Below are 22,440 nucleotides of genomic sequence, written 5' to 3' on the forward strand. Positions count from 1 at the left end.
TATCGTACCGCATTCCGGCAAACGCATACGGTACGATATGAACCATTCAAACGGCTTTGTTGGTATTCAGCACTGCGAAAGGGGGTCACAATATCCCATCCGGTATATCTGTATCATGCTTAGAGATAGCGGAGATAGACGTACACATTCGAGACGATGATCGTGAAGATCATAACGGGGAATGCGACCTTCATAAAGCTGAGGAAGGAGATCGGGCGTCCGCGCTGTGCCGCCATGGACGCGACGACGACGTTCGCACTCGCGCCGATGAGCGTGCCGTTGCCGCCGAGGCAGGCGCCAAGCGCGAGCGACCACCACATCGGGGTGAGGTCGCTGAGCCCCATTTGTCCCATATCCTGAATGAGCGGGATGAGCGTTGCGACGAACGGGATGTTGTCGATGAACGCGGAGGCAATCGCGCTCATCCACAGGATGAGCATCGCCGTCGCATCCTCGTTGCCGTTCGTGACCTTGATCGCCTCCGCTGCGAGCATCCGGATGACGCCCGTCTCGACAAGCGCACCGACGAGGATGAAGAGTCCGCCGAAGAAGAAGATCGCCGGCCATTCGATCTTTGAGAGCACCTTGGTGATCATATTCTCGTCTCGCGTCGCCGTGATGAGGAGCAGGAGCCCCGCGCCGAAGAGCGCGACGGTTGCGGACTCCAGCCCGAGACTGCCGTGCAGGACGAAGAGCGTGATCGTGAGAGCGATGACGGCAAGGCATTTTCTGAGGAGTGTGTGATCCGTGATCTGCGCGCCCGCGGGGAGACGCATGATCTTTTCCTGGAGCTCCGGCTGTGTGTGCATCCCTTTTTTATAGAGGAAAATCAGGATGATCTGCACGAGCACGAAGATGAGGACGGAGATGAGCGTCAGGTTCGCAACAAAATCCATGAAGTCAAGCCCCACCGCGCTGCCGATCATGATGTTCGGCGGGTCGCCGATGAGCGTCGCCGTGCCGCCGATGTTGGAGGCTAGAATCTGCGATATGAGATACGGCATGACGTCCACCTTGAGCTGTGAGGTGATGCTGAACGTGATAGGGACGGTGAGGAGCACCGTCGTCACGTTGTCGAGCAGCGCGGAGCAGACCATCGTGATCGACGAGAGCACGACGAGCAGCGCAATCGGCTGTGCCTTTACTTTCTGTGCCGCCCATATCGCGAGGAAGTTAAAAAGCCCTGTCTCGCTTGTGATATTGACGATGATCATCATGCCCATGAGCAGTCCGATCGTATTGAAGTCGACGTGATGTACGGCCGTCTCCTGATCCAATATGCCAAAGAGGATCATGAGCATGGCGCCGAAAAGTCCGACAATGGTGCGGTGCACCTTTTCGGAGATGATGAGTGCATACGCGGCGACGAAGATCACGATCGCCACAGTTGTTGCTGTTTCCATCATTACACATCCTTCTTCTCATCAAGAAAAACGCATCACGTCGCCGTGATGATCACTTGGCGTCCGCTGCGCTTGATTTTGAGCTTGTAGTTCGTCACTTGCTCCTGTGCAAGCGTCAGCTTCAGCTCCATGAGCGCTCGGCCAAGTTCTTCCGTCTGCGCGGCGCTGAGCCCCGCACGCGCAAGGTCGGCGGGAGGTTCTTTTGCCGCCGCTCGGCGGGCGCGCTCCTCTGCCTCTTGCTCCCCGCGCAGCAGGGTCTCTTCGAGCGTCTCCTCGCCCTCGTGCCCCTGCATCATGGCTGTATCGGATAGACCTTTGGGAATCTTTGCCACGGCAAACCTCCTTATGCCGCCGCGGCGGCATGAACTATTCCCCGTGCGCGGGACTCACTTCACCTTGCTCCACGAGTCCTTCAGCCCGACAATACGGTTGAACACTATATGATCCGGCGTTGTGTCCGGGTCAACGACAAAGTAACCGACGCGCAGGAACTGATAGCTCGTCCCCGCCGCCGTAAGCGCAGCACTCGGCTCGATCTTCGCATCCGTCAAAATCTCAAGGGAGTGCGGATTGAGCGCTGCGATGAAATCGTCAGTCTCCTCTTCCTCGCTCTCCTCGCTGCGCAGCAGACTGTCATAGAGACGAACCTCCGCCGTGAGCGCGTGCTGCGCCGAGACCCACTGGATCGTCCCCTTGACCTTCCGATTTGCCGCGGCGCCGCCGCTGCGCGTCTCGGGATCGTAGGTGCAGCGCAGTTCGACGAGATTGCCCGCCGCATCCTTGACGACTTCCTCGCATTTGATGATGTAGGCATGCTTGAGCCGCACCTCGCCGCCCGGTTTCAGGCGGAAGAATTTTTTCGGTGCACCCTCCATGAAGTCCTCACGGTCGATGTAGAGCTCGCGCCCGAACGGAACATAGCGATGCCCGCCGTGCGTCGGACTGTTCTCCGCCAAAAGATACTCCGTCTCTCCCGCAGGGTAGTTCGTGAGCACGAGCTTCACAGGGCGCAGCACCGCCATGATGCGCGGCGCGTGCCTGTTCAGCTCGTCGCGGACAGCGTGCTCGAGCATAGCGCTGTCCACCGTGCTGTTGCTCTTGGCGACGCCGATCTCCTCACAGAACGCGCGGATCGCGGCGGGCGGATACCCGCGGCGGCGCATTCCGGAGATGGTCGGCATCCGCGGATCGTCCCAGCCGCGCACATGCCCCTCCTCAACGAGTCGGCGCAGCTTGCGCTTGCTCGTGATCGCGCCCGAGAGGTTGAGCCGCGCGAACTCGATCTGACGCGGACGAGTGTTGACATCAAATCCCAGTGCTTCGAGCAGCCAGTTATAAAACGGGCGGTGCTCCTCGAACTCGAGCGTGCAGATCGAGTGCGTGATGCCCTCGATCGCATCCGAGAGCGGATGGGCAAAGTCATACATTGGGTAGATGCACCACGCGTCCCCCGTCCGGTGATGATGCGCATGGGCGATGCGGTAGATGACCGTATCGCGCATGACGAGATTGGGCGATGCCATATCGATCTTTGCACGCAGGACACGCGAACCGTCCGGGAACTCCCCCGCGCGCATCCGCCGGAAGAGGTCTAAGTTTTCCTCGACACTCCGATTGCGGTACGGGCTTTCCTTCCCCGGCTCGGTCAGCGTGCCGCGGTACGCGCGAATCTCATCCGCCGTAAGATCGTCCACATAGGCAAGCCCTTTTTCGATGAGCCGGACGGCATAATCGTAAAGCTGCTCAAAGTAATCGGACGCGTAGAATCGGCGGTCGTCCCACGAGAATCCGAGCCAGCGGATGTCCTCTTGAATGGAGTCCACATACTCGACATCCTCTTTCGTCGGGTTCGTATCGTCAAAGCGCAGATTGCACAGTCCCCGGTAGTCCTCGGCGATGCCAAAGTTCAAGCAGATGGATTTGGCATGTCCGATGTGCAGATAGCCGTTCGGCTCGGGCGGGAACCGCGTATGAATGCCCGCCGTATGCTTCCCGCCGCGCAGATCCTCGTCGATGATGTTTCGGATAAAATTCGATGTTTTCGCTGCTTCCGCCATTGCTCCATCCCTCTATCTATATAAGTCCATACGATCTTCTTCGCCGCAGCGCCGCGCCACATAGGCACGCATCCGTGCAACGCCCTCGGCGATGCCCGCCTGCGGAGGGAGACTCTCGATGAATGCGTCGATATAGCCGCGGTCACGGATGCGCCGCAGCGTCCATACAAAATTGATGTCGTAGATCCACATGAGCCGCACGATCTTGCGGTCGCCGTGCGTCCTGAGCCGATAGTAGTCCGCCTGACGTCCCGCCGCAAAGTCCGCGATAAAGTCCGGACTGACCTCCTGCGCCGCATCCGACGGCACGAATTTCGGCGCTTTGTCCGCCCCGTCGGGTGAGAGGAACGGCAGGAGGACGCGGTAGATGTCGAGTTTGTCCGCGTCGCGGATGAGCTTTGCGAAAAATATTTTTCGCCGATCGTCGCACGCGGGTATTTCCTTCTTATTGTGATATTTGACTGCAAACCGCACGAGCTCGGCATCCGGCGCGGACAGACGCGCCAAAAGATTGTACTCCGCGATCACCTTCAGCCCGAGTTCCGCGTGATCCTCCGACTGCGCGTCGTTAAATGTTTGATAGACGGCATATTGACGGAACCGCCCCACATCGTGAAAGAGACCGATGATCTCCGCAAGCGCCGTATCGTGCGGCGTGCATCCGAGGTGCTGCGCAAGGGCGCGCGCATTCGCGGTCACATAGCCGGTGTGAATCTCCTTGAGCCGAATCCCGAGCATCACATCGTCATCGTCCGTGTGATAGGAACGCATATAGGCGTGCATCCACGCGTGCATCTCATGCAGGATTTCGTCCATATTCGTTCCTCCTTTCACATAATCGTTGCAGAGACGCTTAGGATTTTGCAGGAATCTGTGTAATGAGCGCACCCGCAAGCAGGAGCAGACAGCCGCCGACCTGCACGCCGCTCATGACCTCACCGAGGATCAGCCAGCCGGTAACGGCGGCAATCGCCGCTTCGAGCGAGAGAATCACCGCCGCCTGCGCCGGGCGCACATACGCCTGTCCGAGAATCTGACAGGTATAGGCGACGCCGCAGGAGAAGATACCGCCGTAGAGGATCGGCACCGCCGCCCCCACGACCGCAGCCCATGTGCACGTCTCGTAGAGAACCGCGAGCACCGTGCTCCCCACGACACAGACGAGGATCTGTACGAGACACAGCTCGATACCGTCCACAGCGCGGGCAAAACGGTCGATGAGCAGAATCTGCGCCATCCAAAAGAACGCGCTGACGAATACGATAACGTCGCCGATGTTGAGGTCGAACGATCCGTATGCCGAGAGGAAATACACGCCGAGAAAGGCGAGGAGCGCGCCCGTCCAATTGGCAAGGCGGATGCGCTGTCCGAGCAGCGCCGCACCGATCGGCACGAGCACGATGTAGAGCGTCGTGATGAACGCCGTCTTGCCCGCCGTCGTGTAGAGCAGGGCAACCTGCTGCATCGTAACGCCGACAAACATCGCTAGCCCGACGGGAAGCCCCGCGCGAAAGCCGGAGCGATACGTTCCCGCCCGCCGCATCTGCGTGCGTTTTCCGCGATAGAGGAGCCACAGCAAGGTCAAGCACGCGGCGCCGAGTGTAAACCGCAGCGCAGCATAGGTATAGGGACCAAGCCCCTCCATGCCCAAAACCTGCGCCACAAACGTCGTTCCCCAAAACAGCGACGCCGTGAGGAGCATCATTACACCGCGCAAGTTCCCCAATTACAACACCTTGGAGAGGAAGCTGCGCGTGCGCTCTTCCTGCGGATGCTCAAACACCTCGCGCGGCACGCCGGACTCGATGATGCGCCCGTCGTCCACAAAGAGCAGCCGGTCGCCGACTTCGCGGGCAAAGCCCATCTCGTGCGTGACAATGACCATCGTCATGCCCTCCTCGGCGAGCGAGCGCATGACGTCAAGCACCTCGCCGACCATCTCGGGGTCGAGTGCCGAGGTCGGCTCGTCAAAGAGCATGACCTTCGGATGCATCGCAAGCGCGCGTGCAATCGCCACGCGCTGCTGCTGTCCGCCCGAGAGATTGTCGGGGTAGGCGTCCGCCTTCTCCGCGAGCCCAACGCGTGCCAGCAGTGCCCGCGCTGTTTTCTCCGCCGTGCCGCGCTCCGTCCTGCGCACCTTGAGTGGGGCGAGCATGATATTTTCGAGCACCGTCATATGGGGAAAGAGATTAAAGCGTTGGAACACCATGCCGACCTCTTCGCGAACCTTATTGATATTTGCCTCGCCGGAGAGTGTAATGCCGTCGACGACAACCTCGCCCGCCGTCGGCTCCTCGAGGTGGTTCATACAGCGAAGCAGAGTGCTCTTGCCCGAGCCGGAAGGGCCGATGATCACGACGACCTCCTTCTCTGCGATCGACAGATCAATGCCCTTTAAGACCTCGTCCTTGCCGAACGACTTGCGCAGTCCTTTGATCTCAATCATTGACCCGGTACCTCCGTTCCAAATACGCGACAAGGCGCGAGATTGTGAGCGTCATCGCAAGATAGATGACGGCGACACTCAGCCAAATCTCCATCGAGCCGTATGTTTTGGCGATGATGAGCTGTCCGCGGCGCGTCAGCTCCTCGAACCCAATGACCGAGACGAGGGACGAGTCCTTCAGCATCGCGATGAACTCGTTGCCGAGCGGCGGGATCACGCGTTTGAACGCCTGCGGCACAATGATGTAGCGCATCGTCTGTATCCACGTCATGCCGAGCGAGCGCCCCGCCTCCATCTGCCCTGCGTCCACGGACTGAATGCCCGCACGAAAGATCTCCGCCACATATGCGCCGGAGTTGATGCCGCAGGCGGAGATCGCCGCGATGAAGGGATCGATGCGCTGTCCCGTGATGACGGGGAGTGCAAAGTAAAAGAGAAAGATCTGCACGAGCAGCGGCGTCCCGCGGAAGAACTCCACATAGACCTCCGCGAGCATCCGCAGCGGCTTGAGCTTCGATATGCGCGCCACAGCGACGATGAGACCGACGATGAAGCCGATCGTCGTGGAAAGTACCGTGATCTGTATCGTCACCCCCGCGCCGACCAGCAGCAGCGGGAACGAGTTCACGATCAAATTCATGTCTAAATTCATAAGCACATCCCGATTCAATCATATTTTTGCGTTGTATAAAAACTCAGTTTCTATTATACCCTCTCAGAAAATGAATAGCAACAAGCGTTAATGAAAAATTCGGATAATCCTATATTCCATCTAAAATTATAAAAATCAATTCGGACGATATGATAATAAATCTAAATCGAATAAAAACTAGCATATCATGCATGTTTTCATAAAGATAAAAAACATAAAAAGACCGCCGTATACCAATATCTAATACGGCAGTCTTCCCTTTATGCTTTTGCCCACGCGGTGATACCCGCGATATCTCGCGGAGAGGTGCGGCAGCATCCGCCGATGATGCGCGCCCCCGCCATACGCCAGCGCCGCGCTCCGGCGGCAAAGTCCTCCGCCGTGCCGTGCCACGATTTATCCGAGACACTATAATCCTCACCCGAGTTTGGATAGACGACGACAGGCTTATCTGTCTCGCGCCGTATCGCACGAATCAAATCCTGGATATACTGCGGTGCCGTGCAGTTCACTCCGACGGCAACAGCCTCCGACACCCCGGCTAGGAAACGCGCACAGTCCGCAATCGGCGTGCCGTCGGAGATATGCGCGCCGTCACGGCAGGAAAACGAGAACCACGCGGGGATGTGAATCTTCTTTTCGCGCAGCGCGCGTACGATCGCCCGCGCTTCCGGGAGACAGGGCAGCGTCTCGCACGCGAGGAGGTCGGGCTGCCCCTCCGCGAGAAGGACGAGCCGATCGGCATGGAACGCCGTGAGCGCATCCTCATCCACGCCGTAGTCGCCGCGGTACTCCGATCCGTCGGCAAGATACGCGCCATAGGGTCCGACGGACGCAGCGACGAGCGGCGCCCCGCCGCTTTTTTCACGCGGATCCGACGAACAGGAAGTCTGCTCCTCCCGTGTGGATTCCTCTTGCGCATGATATTCGTCTGCGAGAGATTCCAAGCAATATATATCGCGCGCCTCGCGTGCGAGCTCCACGGATCGTACGATGAGAGCGGCTGCTTGTTCCTCCGTAAAGCCTTTTTTCACAAAGCCCTCGACCGTCGCTTGATAGCTCGCGCTCGTCACGATGTCCGCACCCGCGCGCAGATAGTCGAGATGGACGTCCCGCACGAGATCGGGACGCTCAAAGATCGCCTTCGCCGACCACAGCGCGTCGTTCACCGAGAAGCCGCGCGCCTCCAGCTCCGTTGCAAACGCCCCGTCAAGTACAAGGATATTTGACACAGCAAGACGTTCTTCTATGATATTCAACACAGACCTCCCTCACTGCACCGGCGGTTCTTTGCCGAACCACTTGCGGTAGATTTCCGCATACGTCCCGTTTTCCTTGATCGTCCGCAGTCCTGCATTAAGCTGACCAAGAAGCTCGGTATTCCCCTTCTTAACGGCGATGCCGAGATCCTCTTGATTGATCTGCGCGGGCACTACTTTTGCGATGCCCTTTCCGCGTCCCTGCACATAGTATTCGTCGACAGGCGTATCGTTCACCACCGCGTCAACGCCGCCGTTCTGCAGATCCAGGAATGCGTCGGAAATCGTGCTGTACTCGCGCAGCTGCACCTCAGGAATGGTCGCACCGACCTCTGCTCCCGTCGAACCAATCGTCACGCCGACCTTTTGACCGCGCAGATCCTCAAACGCGTTATAACGCGTCTCATCTGCACGAACGACAATGCTCAGCCCCGCCTTATAATACGAATCGGTGAAATCCACGCTCTTCGCGCGCTCCTCGTTGATGGTCATATCCGATATAGCGATGTCGAGATCACCTGTCTGGAGCGCGGGGATCAGACCGTCAAAATTGAGATTCTTGATCTCGACCTCATGCCCCTGCGCTGCGGCAATCGCATGGATGATGTCGATGTCATAGCCTACATAGGCATGCGTCTTCTCATCCTGAAATCCAAACGGTGCATAGCTCGCATCCGTACCGACGCGCCATTTTCCGCCCTGCTCCGATGCCTCATTTGTACCGCCGCATCCCGCCGCAGCAAAAATGACCGCAGTGCCGAAGAGGAGCGGCACAATGTATTTTGATAATATCACGATAAATCATCTCCATTTCATATATACTAAATATGTTTTACATATATTACATGAAATTATGCACCGTGTCAACAGAAAGAATTTTTCGTGAATCAATATAACAAAAAGAGCATCCTCGTGTCCGGCACGTTGATGCTCTCTATCGTTTCCTATGCTGTTAAATGAGATTGTGTGCGCGCAGCGCCGCCTCGATCTGCGCCGTATGTGCAGGCTCCGGTTCCGAGAGAGGCATACGGAGCGTGCCCGTATTGTAGCCCAGCATCCGCATCGCGGTTTTGACGGGGATCGGGTTGACCTCGCAGAAAAGCGCGTCGATGAGATCGGCGTATGCGATCTGGAGCCGTGTGGCTTCGGTGACATTGCCGTCAAAGTAATTTTGGCAGATATCGTGCGCAATGCGCGGTGCGACGTTCGATAGGACGGAGATGACGCCCTGTCCCCCGAGCGAGAGAATCGGCACGATCTGATCGTCGTTGCCCGAGTATAGCACGAGGTCGTCCCCCGCCGCCGCACGCAGGCGCAGAATCGCCGAAAGATCGCCGCTTGCCTCCTTCACCCCGACGATGCGCGGGTGTTTCGCAAGCGTGGCATAGGTCTCCGTCTTGATGCACACGCCCGTACGCGACGGCACATTGTAGAGGATCGCGGGGATGTTCACGCTGTCCGCGATCTTCGTATAATGTGCAATCAGCCCGTTCTGCGTGCATTTATTGTAATACGGCGTCACGAGGAGCAGCGCATCCGCGCCCACACGTTCCGCATACTGCGAGAGCTGCACGGCGTACGTTGTGTCATTCGATCCCGTGCCCGCGATGACGGGGATGCGTCCGCGCGTGTGCTCCACAGCGAACCGAATCGCCTCTTTATGTTCCTCATCCGAAGTCGTTGAGGACTCTCCCGTCGTTCCTGTGATGATGATGGCGTCCGTGCCGCCCGCAATCTGATCGTCAATGATACGCCCGAGTTCCGGATAGTTGATGCCCGTCTCGGTGAACGGCGTGATGATCGCAACGCCTGCACCGCGGAAAATAGGCTTCTTCATGGAAAACTCCTCCTCAAAATCATCTGCCGCCATTATCCCACGCCGGGCGTCAAAAGTCAAAAGTTTTCACGGATGTATTCATTAGATATGCAGTGCGGGACGCACCTCGCCAAAGAGCGTTGCGTTCTCCTTGAGCTTCTCTTCGCCGCCGAGCACGCAGCGCACATCGGCGCGCATGGCGTCCTCGATGAGCGGCGCGAGGGCGCGGATATCCGCCTGCGTTGCCGTGAGGATCTCGTCGCGGGCGCGCTGGCGATCCTCCTGCGTGATGCCGCGCAGGTAGAATGTCGCTGCCATATCTCCTTTCATCTGCGGCGTGAGCGGCGCGTCGACGCCGCTCATCGTGCCGATGATGAATTTATCCATCTCGCGATCGGATGCGTCGAATGCGCGGATATAGTCCGCCGTCTCGTCAAAGACGCGAAAGGTCTCGGCGAGGTTCGGATCGCGATAGGACGCGAGCACCATGAACCCGTTGCGGTTGAACTGCGTCATCGCACCGTAAGCGCCGCCCTGCACGCGGATGCGCGTCCAGAAATAATCGTAGCGAAGCAACGTCTCGAGCACGCGAAGCGCGCCCGTATAGCGATGCCCGAGCTTGATGAAGTTCGCGCCCTTTGCGACGTACTGGACGCGGCTCTGCGTCGTCAGCCCCTCGTTGCGCGCCGCGATCTCCCATGTATAGGACGCCGCGGGGAACTTCTCCTGCGATAGTTTCTCTTGGAATGCCGCGAGCTGCGCCGCGATCTCATCGTATACCGCCGCGGGCGCGGTGATGCCGATCATGAGGTCGTTGCGGTTAAAGATCTGCGGCAGGATACGCGCAAATGCCGCCTGCATCTCGGCGTGGCGCGCGTCGAAATTCTCCTGAAAGGCGGAAAGGAAGTCGTGGAACGGCAGTCCGCCCGTCTCCGCATAGCGTCCCGACGGCATGAGGTACGCCGCGATCCGCGATGCGACGACCTGATTCGCCGCGCGCTGGAGCGAGAGCTCCATGCCCGTCTTGTCCTCGTCGATCAGCTCGCGCACACGCTTTGCACCGGAGTAATCGCTCTCCGTCATCATCTCTGTGAGGAGATCGAGGAGACGCGGCAGGTTTTCACGCAGGACTTTTGCACGCAGCTTGTAGCGCGGCGCGAGTGAATCCGGTTCCCCCGCGCGCGTATAGGCAACGATGTCCCCGCCGATACCGCCCGTGTAAAGGTTTCTTTGCACCGCAAGGTCGGCATAGCTGCGCCGTGCCGTATCGACCGCGCCGAACATCTCCGCGAGGAGGTATGCATATGGCAGATCGCTCTGCGCAACAGCCGCCAGAGAAAAGTAGAAATTCAGATAGACGATGCCGCTCGTCTCAATATCGGCGTAGAGTATCTTTGTCCCCGCAATATCGCGCACCTCAAGCGGCAGCGGCTCCGCATCGGGGCGAATGTCCGAACGCGAGAGGATGGGGATCGTCGCAAGTGCTTCCGCAGTGTCGGGCGCTTCCTGCGCCGCCTTAAGCGCGGCGCAGTCCTCTATGACGCGGACGATGTCCGCGGCGGACATCGCCGCTTTTTTTTCTGCGAGGATCTTCTCCTGCGCCGCCTCACGCTCTCTGCCGACCGTTCGGCTTGGCGCGAGCATCACAAGCGCCTCGTGCGTATTTTCGAGGAAGGCTTCGCGGATCAACTGCTCGAAATAGCCTTTTTCCAGCCCGTCCTTGAGGTCTCTGAGCGCGTCCTCATAGTGCAGATAGGTCTCCGGCGCGCCGTCATAGAGCCACATTTTCATCATGCGGATGCCGTAGATGAGCCCCTTCGGCGAGGTACCGAAATCCGACTCGCGCAGACGGAACTCGATCGTATTGAGCGCGGCGCGGATCAGCGTCCGGTCGAGCCCGCCGTCCGCGAGCTTCGTTAGCGTCTCCTTGATCACGTGCACGAATGCATCCGCACGCGCCGTCTCCGATTTGCTCACCACGATGCTGAAGAACGGCTGGAGGACGTCACTCTCGTAGTTGGAATCGACATCCCGCCCGAGCCCCGCGTCGATGAGCGCCTGACGCAGCGGCGCGCCCTGCATCCGCAGCAGCGCATGGTCGAGGATCTGGATCGCCATCACGCGCTTCATATCCGCCGTATCGCCGATGACCCAGCTCAGCGAGAGAAACGCGTTCTCCTCGAGTGAATCCTCCGCGCCGACGGGGTAGAAATGCTCCTTTGTCACGCGCGCCGGGAACGGCGCCTGCCGCTCGATGCGCGAGGGCACGGGAATCCGATCGAAATGCGAGAGATACTCCCTGTCGAGATACGCAAGTTTCTCCTCAATGTCCACATCGCCATAGAGATAGATATAGCTGTTCGACGGATGGTAATAGCGCGCGTGGAAGTCGAGGAACATCTCGCGCGTGAGCGAGGGAATTGCGTCCGGATCGCCGCCCGACTCGCATCCGTACGTCGTATCCGGGTAGAGCGCCGCCATGATGCGGCTGCCGAGCAGATCATCCGGCGCCGAGAGCGCGCCCTTCATCTCGTTGTAGACAACGCCGCTGTAACGGAGCGGCGCACCCGCATCGTCCAGTTCGTAATGCCAGCCCTCCTGCATGAGCACCTGCGGATTCTCACGCATCGCGGGGTAAAATACCGCGTCGAGATAGACGTCCATCAGATTTTGGAAATCGCGCGCATTGCGGCTCGCCACAGGGTACATCGTCTTGTCCGGGAACGTCATCGCGTTCAGGAACGTATTGAGAGAGCCCTTCACCAGCTCCACGAACGGCTCTTTGAGCGGATACTTGCGCGACCCGCAGAGCACCGAGTGCTCAATGATATGCGCGACGCCCGTATCGTCCGTCGGCGGCGTGCGGAAGCTGATCGAAAAGACCTTGTTGTCGTCCGGCGTCTCTAAGAAAAAGAGACGCGCCCCCGTCTTTTCATGGACAAACGTATATCCCGTCCCGTTTGTTTCCTTTATCTGCGACACGCCGATCAGGCGAAATCCATGTACGATGTCATCTATCTTCATATATCTTCCTCCTTCGTAATCTCTGCCATTATATCACAGGGAGGCTGATTCTCAAAATGTGTTGAAGAGGAGACATATTTTCTCAAAAAAGGAGCTGCACAGTTAGGTCAAGGGGTTCTTTCAACCTAACCGCACAGCTCCTTTATACGTGAGCCCTATTTATGGAGACCATTGCCCTGCCCTACAGCGGCGGAAACGCTTTCTCAGGGTACATCTCCTGCGCCGCCGCGTCATAGCGCCCGATGCCAAGGAACACACTACCGCTGTAGACGCGGTACAGACCCTCGCAAAGCGCGTCGTTCCGCTCCGTGGTAGAGAGTCCGCTGTAAAACGCCTTGACGCGCGCAGGGTCGAGTTCATAGCGCGGGATATGCCCGAGGACTTCATCAAGCGTGCACAGTGCCTCCGTGCGTACATTGGCTAGTTCTTCGAGCGTATAGGAGTCACTCAGATAAAATTCCCCGACACGCGTACGCAGGAGGAACCGCAGGAGCGCGGGCAGTCCGAGCTTTGCGCCAATGTCCATGCAGAGTGTGCGGATGTATGTCCCCTTGGAACAGTCGACGTCAAAGAGAATGCTATGCCGCGCAGGATTGTATTCAAGAAACGTAATGCCGTAAATCTCCACGCGCCGCACGGGAATCTCGACACCTGCGCCGCTGCGCGCGAGGTTATAGGCGCGCTTGCCGCCGATCTTTATCGCGGAATGCGCGGGCGGCCGCTGATCTATTGTGCCGATAAACCCAACGAGCGTTTTGATGACGACGTCCTCCGGCGGAAAGGAAAATGCCGGCAGTGATTCCGTGACCGTGCCGTAGACGTCGCCCGTATCGGTCGCGCATCCGAAAGACAGCTCGGCGCGATAGGATTTGTCCGCGATCTCCATGTACTCGATGAGACGCGCCGCGCGTCCAAGCGCGACGGGGAGCACGCCCGCCGCCGCTGGATCCAGTGTGCCGGCGTGTCCCACGCGTTTTTGCTTAAAAATACGCCGCACGACATCAATGACATCGTGCGACGACATTCCCGGCGGTTTCAATACGTTGATGAATCCGTCCATATTATTCGCTTAGTCCCCTCCCGATGGCGGCGAGGATCATGCTGCGCGCCTCGTCAAACGGTGCGTGCAGGGTACAGCCCGCCGCGCGGATATGCCCGCCGCCGTCAAATTCCTGCGCGATGCGCGAGACGTTGACGCCCTTGGAGCGCATACTGACGCGGTAGGTATCGTGTTCGAGCCACTTCATGAAGAATACGATCTGCGTTCCCTCAATGACGCGGAGCTTATCGAGCAGTCCCTCGGTCGTTTTGACCTCTTTCGCACGCCCCTCATCGATGAATACGGCGGCGACTTTGCCGTCATAGAACATCTCGAGGTTTCGGATCGCGCGCACCTGCGCCATGACCTCGTCGTAGGATTTCATCTCCATGGCAACGGAGATGATGTTCGGCTTGACGCCGATCTCGATGAGATCCGCCGCCGTGCGCATCGTGTGCGGCGTGGTATTGGAGAATCGGAAGAATCCCGTGTCCGTCGCGATCCCCGTGTAGAGACAGGTCGCCATATCGAGTGAGCATGTGCCGCCCATCTCGCGGATGATCTCGCACATGATCTCGCAAGTCGCAGCGCGACTCGGGTCGAGGTAAAGGTACTCGGCTTCCTCGTCGTTCGTGACATGATGGTCGATGTTAAGCACGCGTAGCGCATCGACGGACGGGACAACCGCCCCTGTGCGCCGCAGTTCGACATCGCAGACAACGAGAAGGTCGGCTGTATAGCGTTGTCCTTCTTCGGGGCGCTCGATCGTATCGAGCCCCGGCAGTACGCGGAATGTGCGTGGGAGCTCGTCGTCGATGAGGACGCGCGCATCCTTGCCGAGGCTACGGAGGAAATGCATCAGTCCGAGCGTCGATCCGATGGAGTCGCCGTCGGGGCGGATGTGTGAAGTCAAAATGACGGTCTGTGCATCGTGCAGGAGACGCGCCGTATCAGTCAGATTAATTTTCATGTGGTCTCCTCCCGCGCCCCTGCAGGTTTTTCCTCATGAAGGGTGTTCAGTATGCGCTGGATATGATCGCTGTAGTTCAGCGAGATGTCGAGCGCAAAGCTGATCTCAGGGGTAAAGCGCAGTCGGATGCGTCTGCCGATCTCGCGTCGGACATATCCGAGCGCGCGATTCAGCCCTGCAAGACTCTCCTGCACGCCCTTTTCATCCCCCATGACGCTGACATAGATCTTCGCCTCGCGGAGATCCTCGGTACAGGCGACGGATGTGACGGTCACAAAGCCGATGCGCGGATCCTTCAGATCATGGAGAATGATGTCGCTGATCTCCTGTTTCATTAACTCTTGGACTTTTTCAACGCGAACCTTAGACAAGCCGTCACGCTCCTTTCTTACTCCTCGGGCGCAGCCTCCGCTTGTGCCGCGGCTGCAGCTGCCGCCTGTGCCTCACGCTTTTCCTCGGCTGCTTTATTCGCCTCGGCGATGGAGGTTTCGATCTCCTCCATCGTATAGGCTTCGATGATGTCGCCCTCGGCGAAATCCTTGTAATCGACGATGGAAATGCCGCATTCGTAGCCCGCGGCGACTTCCTTCACCTCGTCCTTGAACCGACGCAGGGAGTCGATCTCTCCGTCGAACAGCTCCACGTTGTCACGCAGGATGCGGATCTTCGAATTGTTGTGAATCTTGCCCTCGAGGACGTACGAGCCCGCGACGAGCGCCTTGGAGAATCGCATAACCTGACGAATCTCAACGCGTCCCTGAATAACCTCTTTGTATTTCGGCTTGAGCATGCCGCTCATCGCATCCTTGACGTCGTTCAGCGCGTCGTAAATGACGCGGTAGGTGCGAATGTCGACGTTCTCGGTGTCCGCGAGACGGCGTGCGTTTGCATCCGGTCGGACGTTGAACGCGATGACGATCGCGCCCGACGCCGTTGCGAGCATGATGTCGGACTCGCTGACCGCACCGACGCCCGAATGGACGATGTTGACGCGCACTTCGTCGTTCTTGTTGAGTCCGAGCAGGGCGTTGTTCAGCGCTTCGACAGAGCCCTGCACGTCTGCCTTGACGACGATGTTGAGATCCTTGATGTCGCCCTGCTGGATCTGCTGGAAGAGTGCGTCGAGCGAGACGCTCTTAGACTTGATGAGATCGCGGCGCTGGTTGCCGAGACGTGCCTCGGCGATGGAGCGCGCCTGTTTTTCGTCGACGGCGGCGAGGATGTCGCCCGCCGACGGGACATCGTTCAGTCCCAAAATCTCAACCGGCATGGAGGGTCCCGCCTTCTTGACGTTATCCCCGCGGTCGTTGATCATCGCGCGCACATGTCCGTATGCTGTGCCGACGACGATGGAGTCGCCGATGCGCAGGGTGCCGCTCTGCACGAGGACGGTCGCAACGGAGCCGCGTCCCTTGTCGAGTTTTGCCTCGATGATGACGCCGCGCGCTTCGCGGTTCGGATTTGCCTTCAGCTCCTCCACCTCGGCGACGAGCAGGATATTCTCGAGGAGTTCGTCAATGCCCATGCGCTGTTTTGCAGATACCGGCACCATGATGGTCTCGCCGCCGTATTCCTCGGCGACCAGTCCGTACTCCATGAGTTCCTGCTTGACGCGCTCGGGGTTCGCGCCGGGCTTATCAATTTTGTTGATGGCGATGATGATGGGGACATTCGCCGATTTTGCATGATCGATCGCCTCGACTGTCTGCGGCATTACACCGTCGTCTGCCGCAACGACAAGGATCGCGACGTCCGTAATCTGAGCGCCGCGCGCACGCATCGCCGTGAACGCCTCGTGTCCGGGGGTATCGAGGAATACGATCTTCTTGCCCTGACAGATCACCTGATAGGCACCGATGTGCTGTGTGATGCCGCCCGCCTCGTGCGTGCTGACGGAGGTGTTGCGGATCGCGTCGAGCAGCGAGGTCTTGCCGTGGTCGACGTGTCCCATGACGGTGACGACAGGCGGACGCTCTTTGAGCGTCTTCGGATCGTCGACGATCTCGGGGATCAGCGTCGGATCGACATCCGGCGGCAGCTCCTCGGTCGTGACGCCGAACTCGGCGGCAACAAGGGTTGCCGTGTCGAAATCGATCTCCTGATTGATGCTCGCCATGACGCCCATGAGGAGCAGTTTCTTGATGATGTCGGACGCGGTGTAGCTCATCTTGGATGCGAGATCCTTGACGGCGATCGTCTCGGGCAGCTTGATGTGCTTCGGACGGGCGATCTCGATCTTTGGCGCGGGTGCGGGCGCAGTGCGTCCCTTACGCTGTTTGCGCGCGCCGCTGCGCCCTGCACGCGGCAGATCCGTCCGCTCCTCACGGTCACGCCGCTGTCCGCCGCGGCTGCCGCGGCTGCGGTCTGCGCCGCCCGTGTTCTCGCCGCCTCGTCCGCTGCGGCGACGACCGGTCTCACGGCCTTCTGCGGGCGGTGGTGCCGCCATTGCAGCGGGTGCGCTTGGACGCCCCACACCGGAGCGTCCCGCAGGACGCGCTCCGCCTCCGGTACGTCCGCCCGCGTTTCCGCCGGCGGACGAGGACCGTGCGGGACGAGAGCTTCCTGCATTCGACGCTCCGGTACTCTCACTGCGCGTCTTAGCAGGCGCCTGACGTACGATTACAATGCCGGGTGCCTTTGTTCGGGCACGCAGTACCTGCTTCTCCGGCGCGGGTATCTCTGCCCTTCCTGCCGAGGCTGCGGACTCACCATCCTTCTGTGCCGGTGCTGCAGGTCGTACGTCCTTCTTTGCGAGGCGCTCTTGCTGCGGAGCGGGGGCTTTGCTCTGCATGGACTCCCTGCGTACGGGCTTTGCCGTCCGCCCAAGCTCCGCCTTGACGGCGGCGCGCTCTTCCTCACCGACAGCACTGAACATGTTCTTCACTTTGTAGTTCTTGCTCTTCAGAATATCAATAATGGTATTTTTGTCCGTCTTGAATTCTTTCGCCAAATCGGTGATTCTGTATTTCGATTCTGACATCAATCCACCCCCGTCGGTATTTCATGCAGATAGGCGTCCAGCCGCTCCGCAAATCCTCTATCTATCAATACGGCGACCGCGCGGTACTCTTTTCCGAGGCACCGTCCCAGCCGCTCTGCTCTTAATAACTCCACATATGGAACATTCCGTCGTTCCGCCATATTCGTAAATTTGCGCTTTGTTTCTTCCGAGGCATCCGCCGCGAGCAAGAGGTATGTCCCTCGCCCTTTTCCAAGTGTCTCCTCCGCCACGAACGCACCTGAGACGATGCGGCGCGCGCGCGCCGCCATACTCAGTAAATTCTCGACACGGTTCTCAGTCTGTGCATTCATCATCTAGCCCTCCGTACGCGCCCGCAGGGCTTCCGAGAGTGCATCGTAGACAGCGGTCGCAACCCGCCCCTTGAACGACCACGCGAGACCGTTGTGTTTCCGCGCTGCCAGCAGACACTCTTCACGCGGACAGAGATACGCGCCGCGCCCGGGACTCTTTCCCGTCGCGTCGATGGAAACATCCCCCGACGGAGCACGCACAATGCGGATGAGTTCGCCCTTGGGATGCTTCTCCCGACAGCCGACGCACAGCCGCTCGGGCTGTTTCGCCGGCTCCATTTAGCCCTCCCCCGCCGCGGAGGTCTCCGCGGCATCTATGTCGTCGACGGGTTCCGGCATACCGCCGTTCTCTTCCTGTGCTGCCTGCGACTCGCTCTTGATGTCGATTTTCCATCCTGTGAGCTTAGCCGCCAGTCGGGCATTCTGCCCCTCCTTGCCAATGGCAAGCGAGAGCTGATAATCCGGCACGACGACGCGGGAGAGCTTCTCTGTCTCGCTCACGGCGACCGAAATGACCTTTGCGGGGTTCAGCGAGTTCGCAATGTAGGTCGCGGGATCTTCACTCCATTTCACAATGTCGATCTTCTCGCCAGCCAGCTCGTCTACCACAGCCTGTACACGCATGAAATGCGGGCCGACACACGCGCCGATGGGATCGACACGCTCCTCTGTAGAGTGGACAGCGACCTTAGAGCGGCTGCCTGCCTCACGCGCAATCGCCTTGATCTCGACGATGCCTTCCTGCATCTCGGGCACCTGGAGTTCGAACAGCTTTTTGAGAAGTCCCGGGTGCGTGCGCGAGAGCATGATCTGCGGACCGCGGGGCGAGCGTTTGACCTCAATGATGTACGCACGAATGGTATCGCCATAGTTGTATGTCTCGCCGGGTATCTGCTCGGTCGGCATCAGCACGGCCTCTGCTTTGCCGATATCGACATAGACGCTGCGTCCCTCAATGCGCTGAACAATTCCCGTCACGATATCGGCGGAGCGATTCATATACGCTTCGTAGACAATGCCGCGTTCCGCTTCGCGCAGACGCTGCATGACCACCTGTTTCGCCGTCTGCGCTGCAATGCGCCCAAAGTTTGCAGGAGTCATCTCGATCTCGACCACATCGCCGACCTGATAGTCCGGATTGATGGCATGCGCCTGTGCAAGAGAGATGTCTGTGACACCGCTTTCGGCTTCCTCGACCACCGTCTTGATGGCAAAGACGTGGAATGCGCCCGTCTCGCGTGAAAGCGCAATGCGTACGTTCTGCGCCGATCCAAAGTTGCGCCGATAGGCTGAAATCAACGCCGCCTCGATGGTTTCAAAAAGGAGTTCCTCGTCGATCCCCTTCTCGTACGCAAGCTCCTTTAATGTTTGAAGGAACTCTTTTCCGGCATTCGTCTCCTTTGTGATCTTTCTTGCCAAAGCCCAAATCCTCCCTAAAAGTCGATATGCAGACGCACCTGAGATATCTGCTCCATCGGGATGCGCACATCGTCGTCCAGTATCAATACATTTCCGTCATAGCCGGTGAGCGCACCCGTCAAGTTCTTTTTACCGTCAAGGGGCGCATAGAGCGCCACATCGACACGCTTGCCGTGTTCCCGCTCAAAATCGCGTGCCTTGCGCAGAACACGATCAAGTCCGGGCGAGGAGACTTCGAGGATATAGGCATCGGAAATGAAGTCCTCACGGTCAAGAACCTCCTCCAGGTGCTCGCTGAGCATCCGGCAGTCCTCAATGTCGATGCCGCCCTCCTTGTCGATGTAGACGCGCAGATACCAATCGCGTTCACGTACATATTCGACGTCTACGAGTTCTAATTCCGGCTGCACCGGCAGGAGATCCCGTACGATCTCCTCGACGCGCTCCTCGATCTTCGCGCTCATCGTTTTCCTCTCTATCCTAACCGCATCACAGAGGGAAGCACGACGCAAAGCGCCCTGCTTCCTTTTTACATGAATGAAAGAGTGGGCTTTCACCCACTCTTTCCACGTCTTAAATGAATTTCCTAGAGTATATCATATGATATAGGCTTTGTAAAGCCCTATATCACGCAAACTCGCCTGTGGCTTCACCAAATATTTTCGTCCGGATCGCCACGCTGAATTTTCTACCTTCCGTATAAATGCCGCGTCAGCCACGCAAGCACACGCCCTCTCCCAACGAGACTGACGATTGCCCCGAGAATACAGACACCGACAATCACCATAGCAATCGCGGGCAGTGCGACGAAGATGATGAAAGCAAGCAGCGCGGCAAGGACAAGCCCCCAAATAATGGAGGAAAGGAGCGACGGCTGCGGCGGCGCTCCGCCGATACGGACATAACGCACGGAACTTCGCTGCGCGCGCTCATATGCCCCGCCCGAAGACCGGTATGCTTCTGCCTGCGGCGACTCCGCATCGGCCGCCGTACCATCCTCATCAACCGTAACGCCACGATACGCAGCATTCTCCGCCTCACTCATTGGACGTACACGCGAATCCTGATCTTCCATAAAAGGTTCTCCTCCCTTGATATTTTCCATACAATAATTTCAACGCAGAACATCTTTATTCTGCACTCGGATTGTTCTGCACTGCCCGGGGCACAACAAAACGTGGGCTCAGATTTCGAGCTGTACTTGACTATTTTTCCAATACAATTTATTCCAATTCCGCTTACTTTGCGTCTATATTCTACTAAATTGTCCGGCTGTCTGCAAGTAAAACCGCTGCAGTACTTAGAACTTCTCTTTATAAAGGGTCAGCTATGCTCACTCGCAAGGACAAGGGCATATATATTTTCCGCACCCGCGCGTTTGAGCGTGCGAGCACACTCCAGAAGAGTTGTCCCCGTCGTCATAATATCGTCGAGAAGCAGGATATGCCGTCCCGCGATCTGTGCGCCATTCGCGCATACAAATGCCCCGCGCAGCTCACGGCGGCGTTCTTCGCGCGAGAACTCATAAAGCGGTGCAGTTTCACGGCTGCGTACGAGCAGCGATTCGAATGCGATCCCGTGCGCCTTTAGCCACGGCGCAAAAATCAGCTCCGTCTGGTTGAATCCACGCTCATGTGCGCGCGCGGGAGCGAGCGGAACAGGTACGGCGACGATCTGCTCCGGGAGCTGCATGAGTACCGCTTCCCCGGCAGCGAGCATGCCATGGAGATAGGGCAAAACACTTTTCTCCCGCCGGTACTTGAGCGTACGCAGGAGATCCCGCACACCTTCACGGTAATATCCGAGCGCCCAAATCCCCGCAAGATACGATACGGCATCCACAGAACGGGCGACCGTGCGCAGTCCTGTGAGTCGTCTCGTACAAGCACCGCAAAAACCGCCTCGCCGCTCCACATACGATTTGCAGCTCGGACAGCGGGGCGGGAAGAGAAAGTCAACAAACATCGAAAGCAAATGTATCCCTCCGGCGTATATAGAAGTTTCTATATTATAACGCAATTTGCTAAAAAATGCTTGCGATTCCCTCGGGATTATGATATGATAAACGCAGAAAAGAGATATATCTCCTAGGTTCGAAACTAGCGGAAAGGAGAATGTCTATTGACACAAATTCTTCAGCGCGGTGACCATGCCCATTGACGGGAATGCATCTTTGAAGAAGTATTGCGGCGGCGGATTCTGCCGATACGCACATGGCATAGTGTCAAAAAAGCCGGTTGCAGCGCAGTCACTCCCCGGTGGTTCGGGCAGTTGACAAATTCCTTCTGTACGATTCGATTTCGAAAACCAAGCGCGCAAATTGGATGAGTCTATGGGATCTCCAAAACGGTTTCAGCTGAACGTACAATATAAGGCTTTCCAAGGCGCAGATACACGAGGCGTACACGCAGTGGAAAGGCGACCACACAACTAAATAAGGATGGTTCACAGTTTTATGGTAATATCGACATAGATCGACAGCTTGCTCGAAATAGAGCGGCTGTCGATTTTTTAGTTCATAAAACGCGTTATGGCGACGCAACGCCTCCCCATAATGACAAAACTAGGCGCGCCCCCCATCCCCCGCCTCAACAACGTCGCTCGTTGATGCGGAAGTTTCGATGCACAGCGAGGAATGAGGAAAACGCGAGGGCAGGCGTAGATGAAACCTACATCGACCGAAGCGTTTGGCGAAATAACAAAGCTAGGCGCGAAAATCCCGCCTCAACAACGCCGCTTGTTGATGCGGAAGTTTCGATGCACAGCGAGGAATGAGGAGAATGCGAGGGCAGGCATAGATGAACCCTACGCCAACCGAAGCGTTTGACAAAATGACAAAGCTAGGCGCGAAAATCCCGCATCAACACTGCCCGGTGATGCGGAAGTTTCGATGCATAGCGAGGAATGAGGAAAACGCGAGGGAAGGCGTAGATGAAACCTACGTCGACTGAAGCGTTTGACGAAATGACAAAGCTAGGCGCGAAAATCCCGCATCACCTCTAAATGAGAGTCTGTGAAGAAAAGTCTGTAAATCGGATCTTCT

At 58.0% G+C, this 22,440-nt stretch carries 21 protein-coding genes; all 21 read right to left on the minus strand.

From position 1 onward, the window contains the following. Window positions 1-119: 119 nt before the first annotated feature. Entirely contained in the window at window positions 120-1,406 is a 1,287-nt protein-coding gene (locus HMPREF1147_RS05900; RefSeq protein ID WP_009658060.1) for an ArsB/NhaD family transporter, read from the minus strand. Between the two features lie 32 nt (window positions 1,407-1,438). Further along, complete coding sequence (locus HMPREF1147_RS05905; protein WP_009658056.1) at window positions 1,439-1,735, minus strand: hypothetical protein; 297 nt, start codon at window positions 1,733-1,735, stop codon at window positions 1,439-1,441. 54 nt (window positions 1,736-1,789) lie between these two features. Next, on the minus strand, window positions 1,790-3,460 hold the full coding sequence (locus HMPREF1147_RS05910; protein WP_009658075.1) for a glutamine--tRNA ligase/YqeY domain fusion protein: 1,671 nt from the start codon (window positions 3,458-3,460) through the stop codon (window positions 1,790-1,792). 12 nt (window positions 3,461-3,472) lie between these two features. Continuing rightward, window positions 3,473-4,276 carry an HD domain-containing protein gene (locus HMPREF1147_RS05915; RefSeq protein WP_009658079.1) on the minus strand — a complete coding sequence of 268 codons (804 nt, stop codon included), beginning with the start codon at window positions 4,274-4,276 and terminating at the stop codon, window positions 3,473-3,475. 37 nt (window positions 4,277-4,313) lie between these two features. Then, window positions 4,314-5,165, minus strand: a complete 852-nt coding sequence (locus tag HMPREF1147_RS05920) for a DMT family transporter (protein WP_009658121.1) — start codon at window positions 5,163-5,165, stop codon at window positions 4,314-4,316. A 21-nt stretch (window positions 5,166-5,186) separates the two neighbouring features. Next, window positions 5,187-5,906 carry an amino acid ABC transporter ATP-binding protein gene (locus tag HMPREF1147_RS05925; protein WP_009658089.1) on the minus strand — a complete coding sequence of 240 codons (720 nt, stop codon included), beginning with the start codon at window positions 5,904-5,906 and terminating at the stop codon, window positions 5,187-5,189. Further along, window positions 5,899-6,558 carry an amino acid ABC transporter permease gene (locus HMPREF1147_RS05930; protein ID WP_009438070.1) on the minus strand — a complete coding sequence of 220 codons (660 nt, stop codon included), beginning with the start codon at window positions 6,556-6,558 and terminating at the stop codon, window positions 5,899-5,901. Before HMPREF1147_RS05930 ends, HMPREF1147_RS05925 begins: the two co-directional genes overlap by 8 nt. Window positions 6,559-6,818: 260 nt before the next feature. Then, the gene (gene mmuM / locus HMPREF1147_RS05935) at window positions 6,819-7,817 is read right to left on the minus strand and encodes a homocysteine S-methyltransferase (RefSeq protein WP_009658076.1); all 999 of its coding nucleotides are present in this window, start codon (window positions 7,815-7,817) and stop codon (window positions 6,819-6,821) included. Window positions 7,818-7,829: 12 nt separating this feature from the next. Then, the gene (locus HMPREF1147_RS05940) at window positions 7,830-8,612 is read right to left on the minus strand and encodes a basic amino acid ABC transporter substrate-binding protein (protein ID WP_009438101.1); all 783 of its coding nucleotides are present in this window, start codon (window positions 8,610-8,612) and stop codon (window positions 7,830-7,832) included. 157 nt (window positions 8,613-8,769) lie between these two features. Next, a complete protein-coding gene (gene dapA, locus HMPREF1147_RS05945; protein ID WP_037351241.1) occupies window positions 8,770-9,654 on the minus strand; it encodes a 4-hydroxy-tetrahydrodipicolinate synthase in 885 nt (294 codons plus the stop codon). A gap of 81 nt (window positions 9,655-9,735) precedes the next feature. Then, on the minus strand, window positions 9,736-12,657 hold the full coding sequence (locus HMPREF1147_RS05950) for an insulinase family protein (protein ID WP_009658061.1): 2,922 nt from the start codon (window positions 12,655-12,657) through the stop codon (window positions 9,736-9,738). A 181-nt stretch (window positions 12,658-12,838) separates the two neighbouring features. Next, the gene (gene truB, locus HMPREF1147_RS05955) at window positions 12,839-13,717 is read right to left on the minus strand and encodes a tRNA pseudouridine(55) synthase TruB (RefSeq protein WP_009658069.1); all 879 of its coding nucleotides are present in this window, start codon (window positions 13,715-13,717) and stop codon (window positions 12,839-12,841) included. 1 nt (window position 13,718) lies between these two features. Beyond that, a complete protein-coding gene (locus tag HMPREF1147_RS05960) occupies window positions 13,719-14,666 on the minus strand; it encodes a bifunctional oligoribonuclease/PAP phosphatase NrnA (protein WP_009658120.1) in 948 nt (315 codons plus the stop codon). Then, a complete protein-coding gene (gene rbfA / locus HMPREF1147_RS05965; RefSeq protein WP_037351243.1) occupies window positions 14,663-15,037 on the minus strand; it encodes a 30S ribosome-binding factor RbfA in 375 nt (124 codons plus the stop codon). Before rbfA ends, HMPREF1147_RS05960 begins: the two co-directional genes overlap by 4 nt. Before the next feature lie 17 nt (window positions 15,038-15,054). Further along, window positions 15,055-17,646 carry a translation initiation factor IF-2 gene (infB, locus tag HMPREF1147_RS05970; protein WP_009658054.1) on the minus strand — a complete coding sequence of 864 codons (2,592 nt, stop codon included), beginning with the start codon at window positions 17,644-17,646 and terminating at the stop codon, window positions 15,055-15,057. Further along, complete coding sequence (locus tag HMPREF1147_RS05975; RefSeq protein ID WP_037351248.1) at window positions 17,646-17,978, minus strand: L7Ae/L30e/S12e/Gadd45 family ribosomal protein; 333 nt, start codon at window positions 17,976-17,978, stop codon at window positions 17,646-17,648. Before HMPREF1147_RS05975 ends, infB begins: the two co-directional genes overlap by 1 nt. Before the next feature lie 3 nt (window positions 17,979-17,981). Then, a complete protein-coding gene (rnpM, locus tag HMPREF1147_RS05980; RefSeq protein ID WP_009658103.1) occupies window positions 17,982-18,257 on the minus strand; it encodes an RNase P modulator RnpM in 276 nt (91 codons plus the stop codon). Beyond that, window positions 18,258-19,397: a transcription termination factor NusA gene (gene nusA, locus HMPREF1147_RS05985; protein ID WP_009658074.1), complete on the minus strand. Its 1,140-nt coding sequence runs from the start codon at window positions 19,395-19,397 to the stop codon at window positions 18,258-18,260. A 14-nt stretch (window positions 19,398-19,411) separates the two neighbouring features. Continuing rightward, window positions 19,412-19,861, minus strand: coding sequence for a ribosome maturation factor RimP (rimP, locus tag HMPREF1147_RS05990; protein ID WP_009658072.1), 450 nt, complete (start codon window positions 19,859-19,861; stop codon window positions 19,412-19,414). Between the two features lie 224 nt (window positions 19,862-20,085). Further along, complete coding sequence (locus HMPREF1147_RS05995; protein ID WP_009658065.1) at window positions 20,086-20,472, minus strand: hypothetical protein; 387 nt, start codon at window positions 20,470-20,472, stop codon at window positions 20,086-20,088. Window positions 20,473-20,720: 248 nt separating this feature from the next. Continuing rightward, window positions 20,721-21,371, minus strand: coding sequence for a ComF family protein (locus tag HMPREF1147_RS06000; RefSeq protein ID WP_009658053.1), 651 nt, complete (start codon window positions 21,369-21,371; stop codon window positions 20,721-20,723). Window positions 21,372-22,440 lie beyond the last annotated feature (1,069 nt).

This window comes from Selenomonas sp. FOBRC9 (genome assembly GCF_000287655.1).
Taxonomy (GTDB): Bacteria; Bacillota; Negativicutes; order Selenomonadales; family Selenomonadaceae; genus Centipeda; species Centipeda artemidis.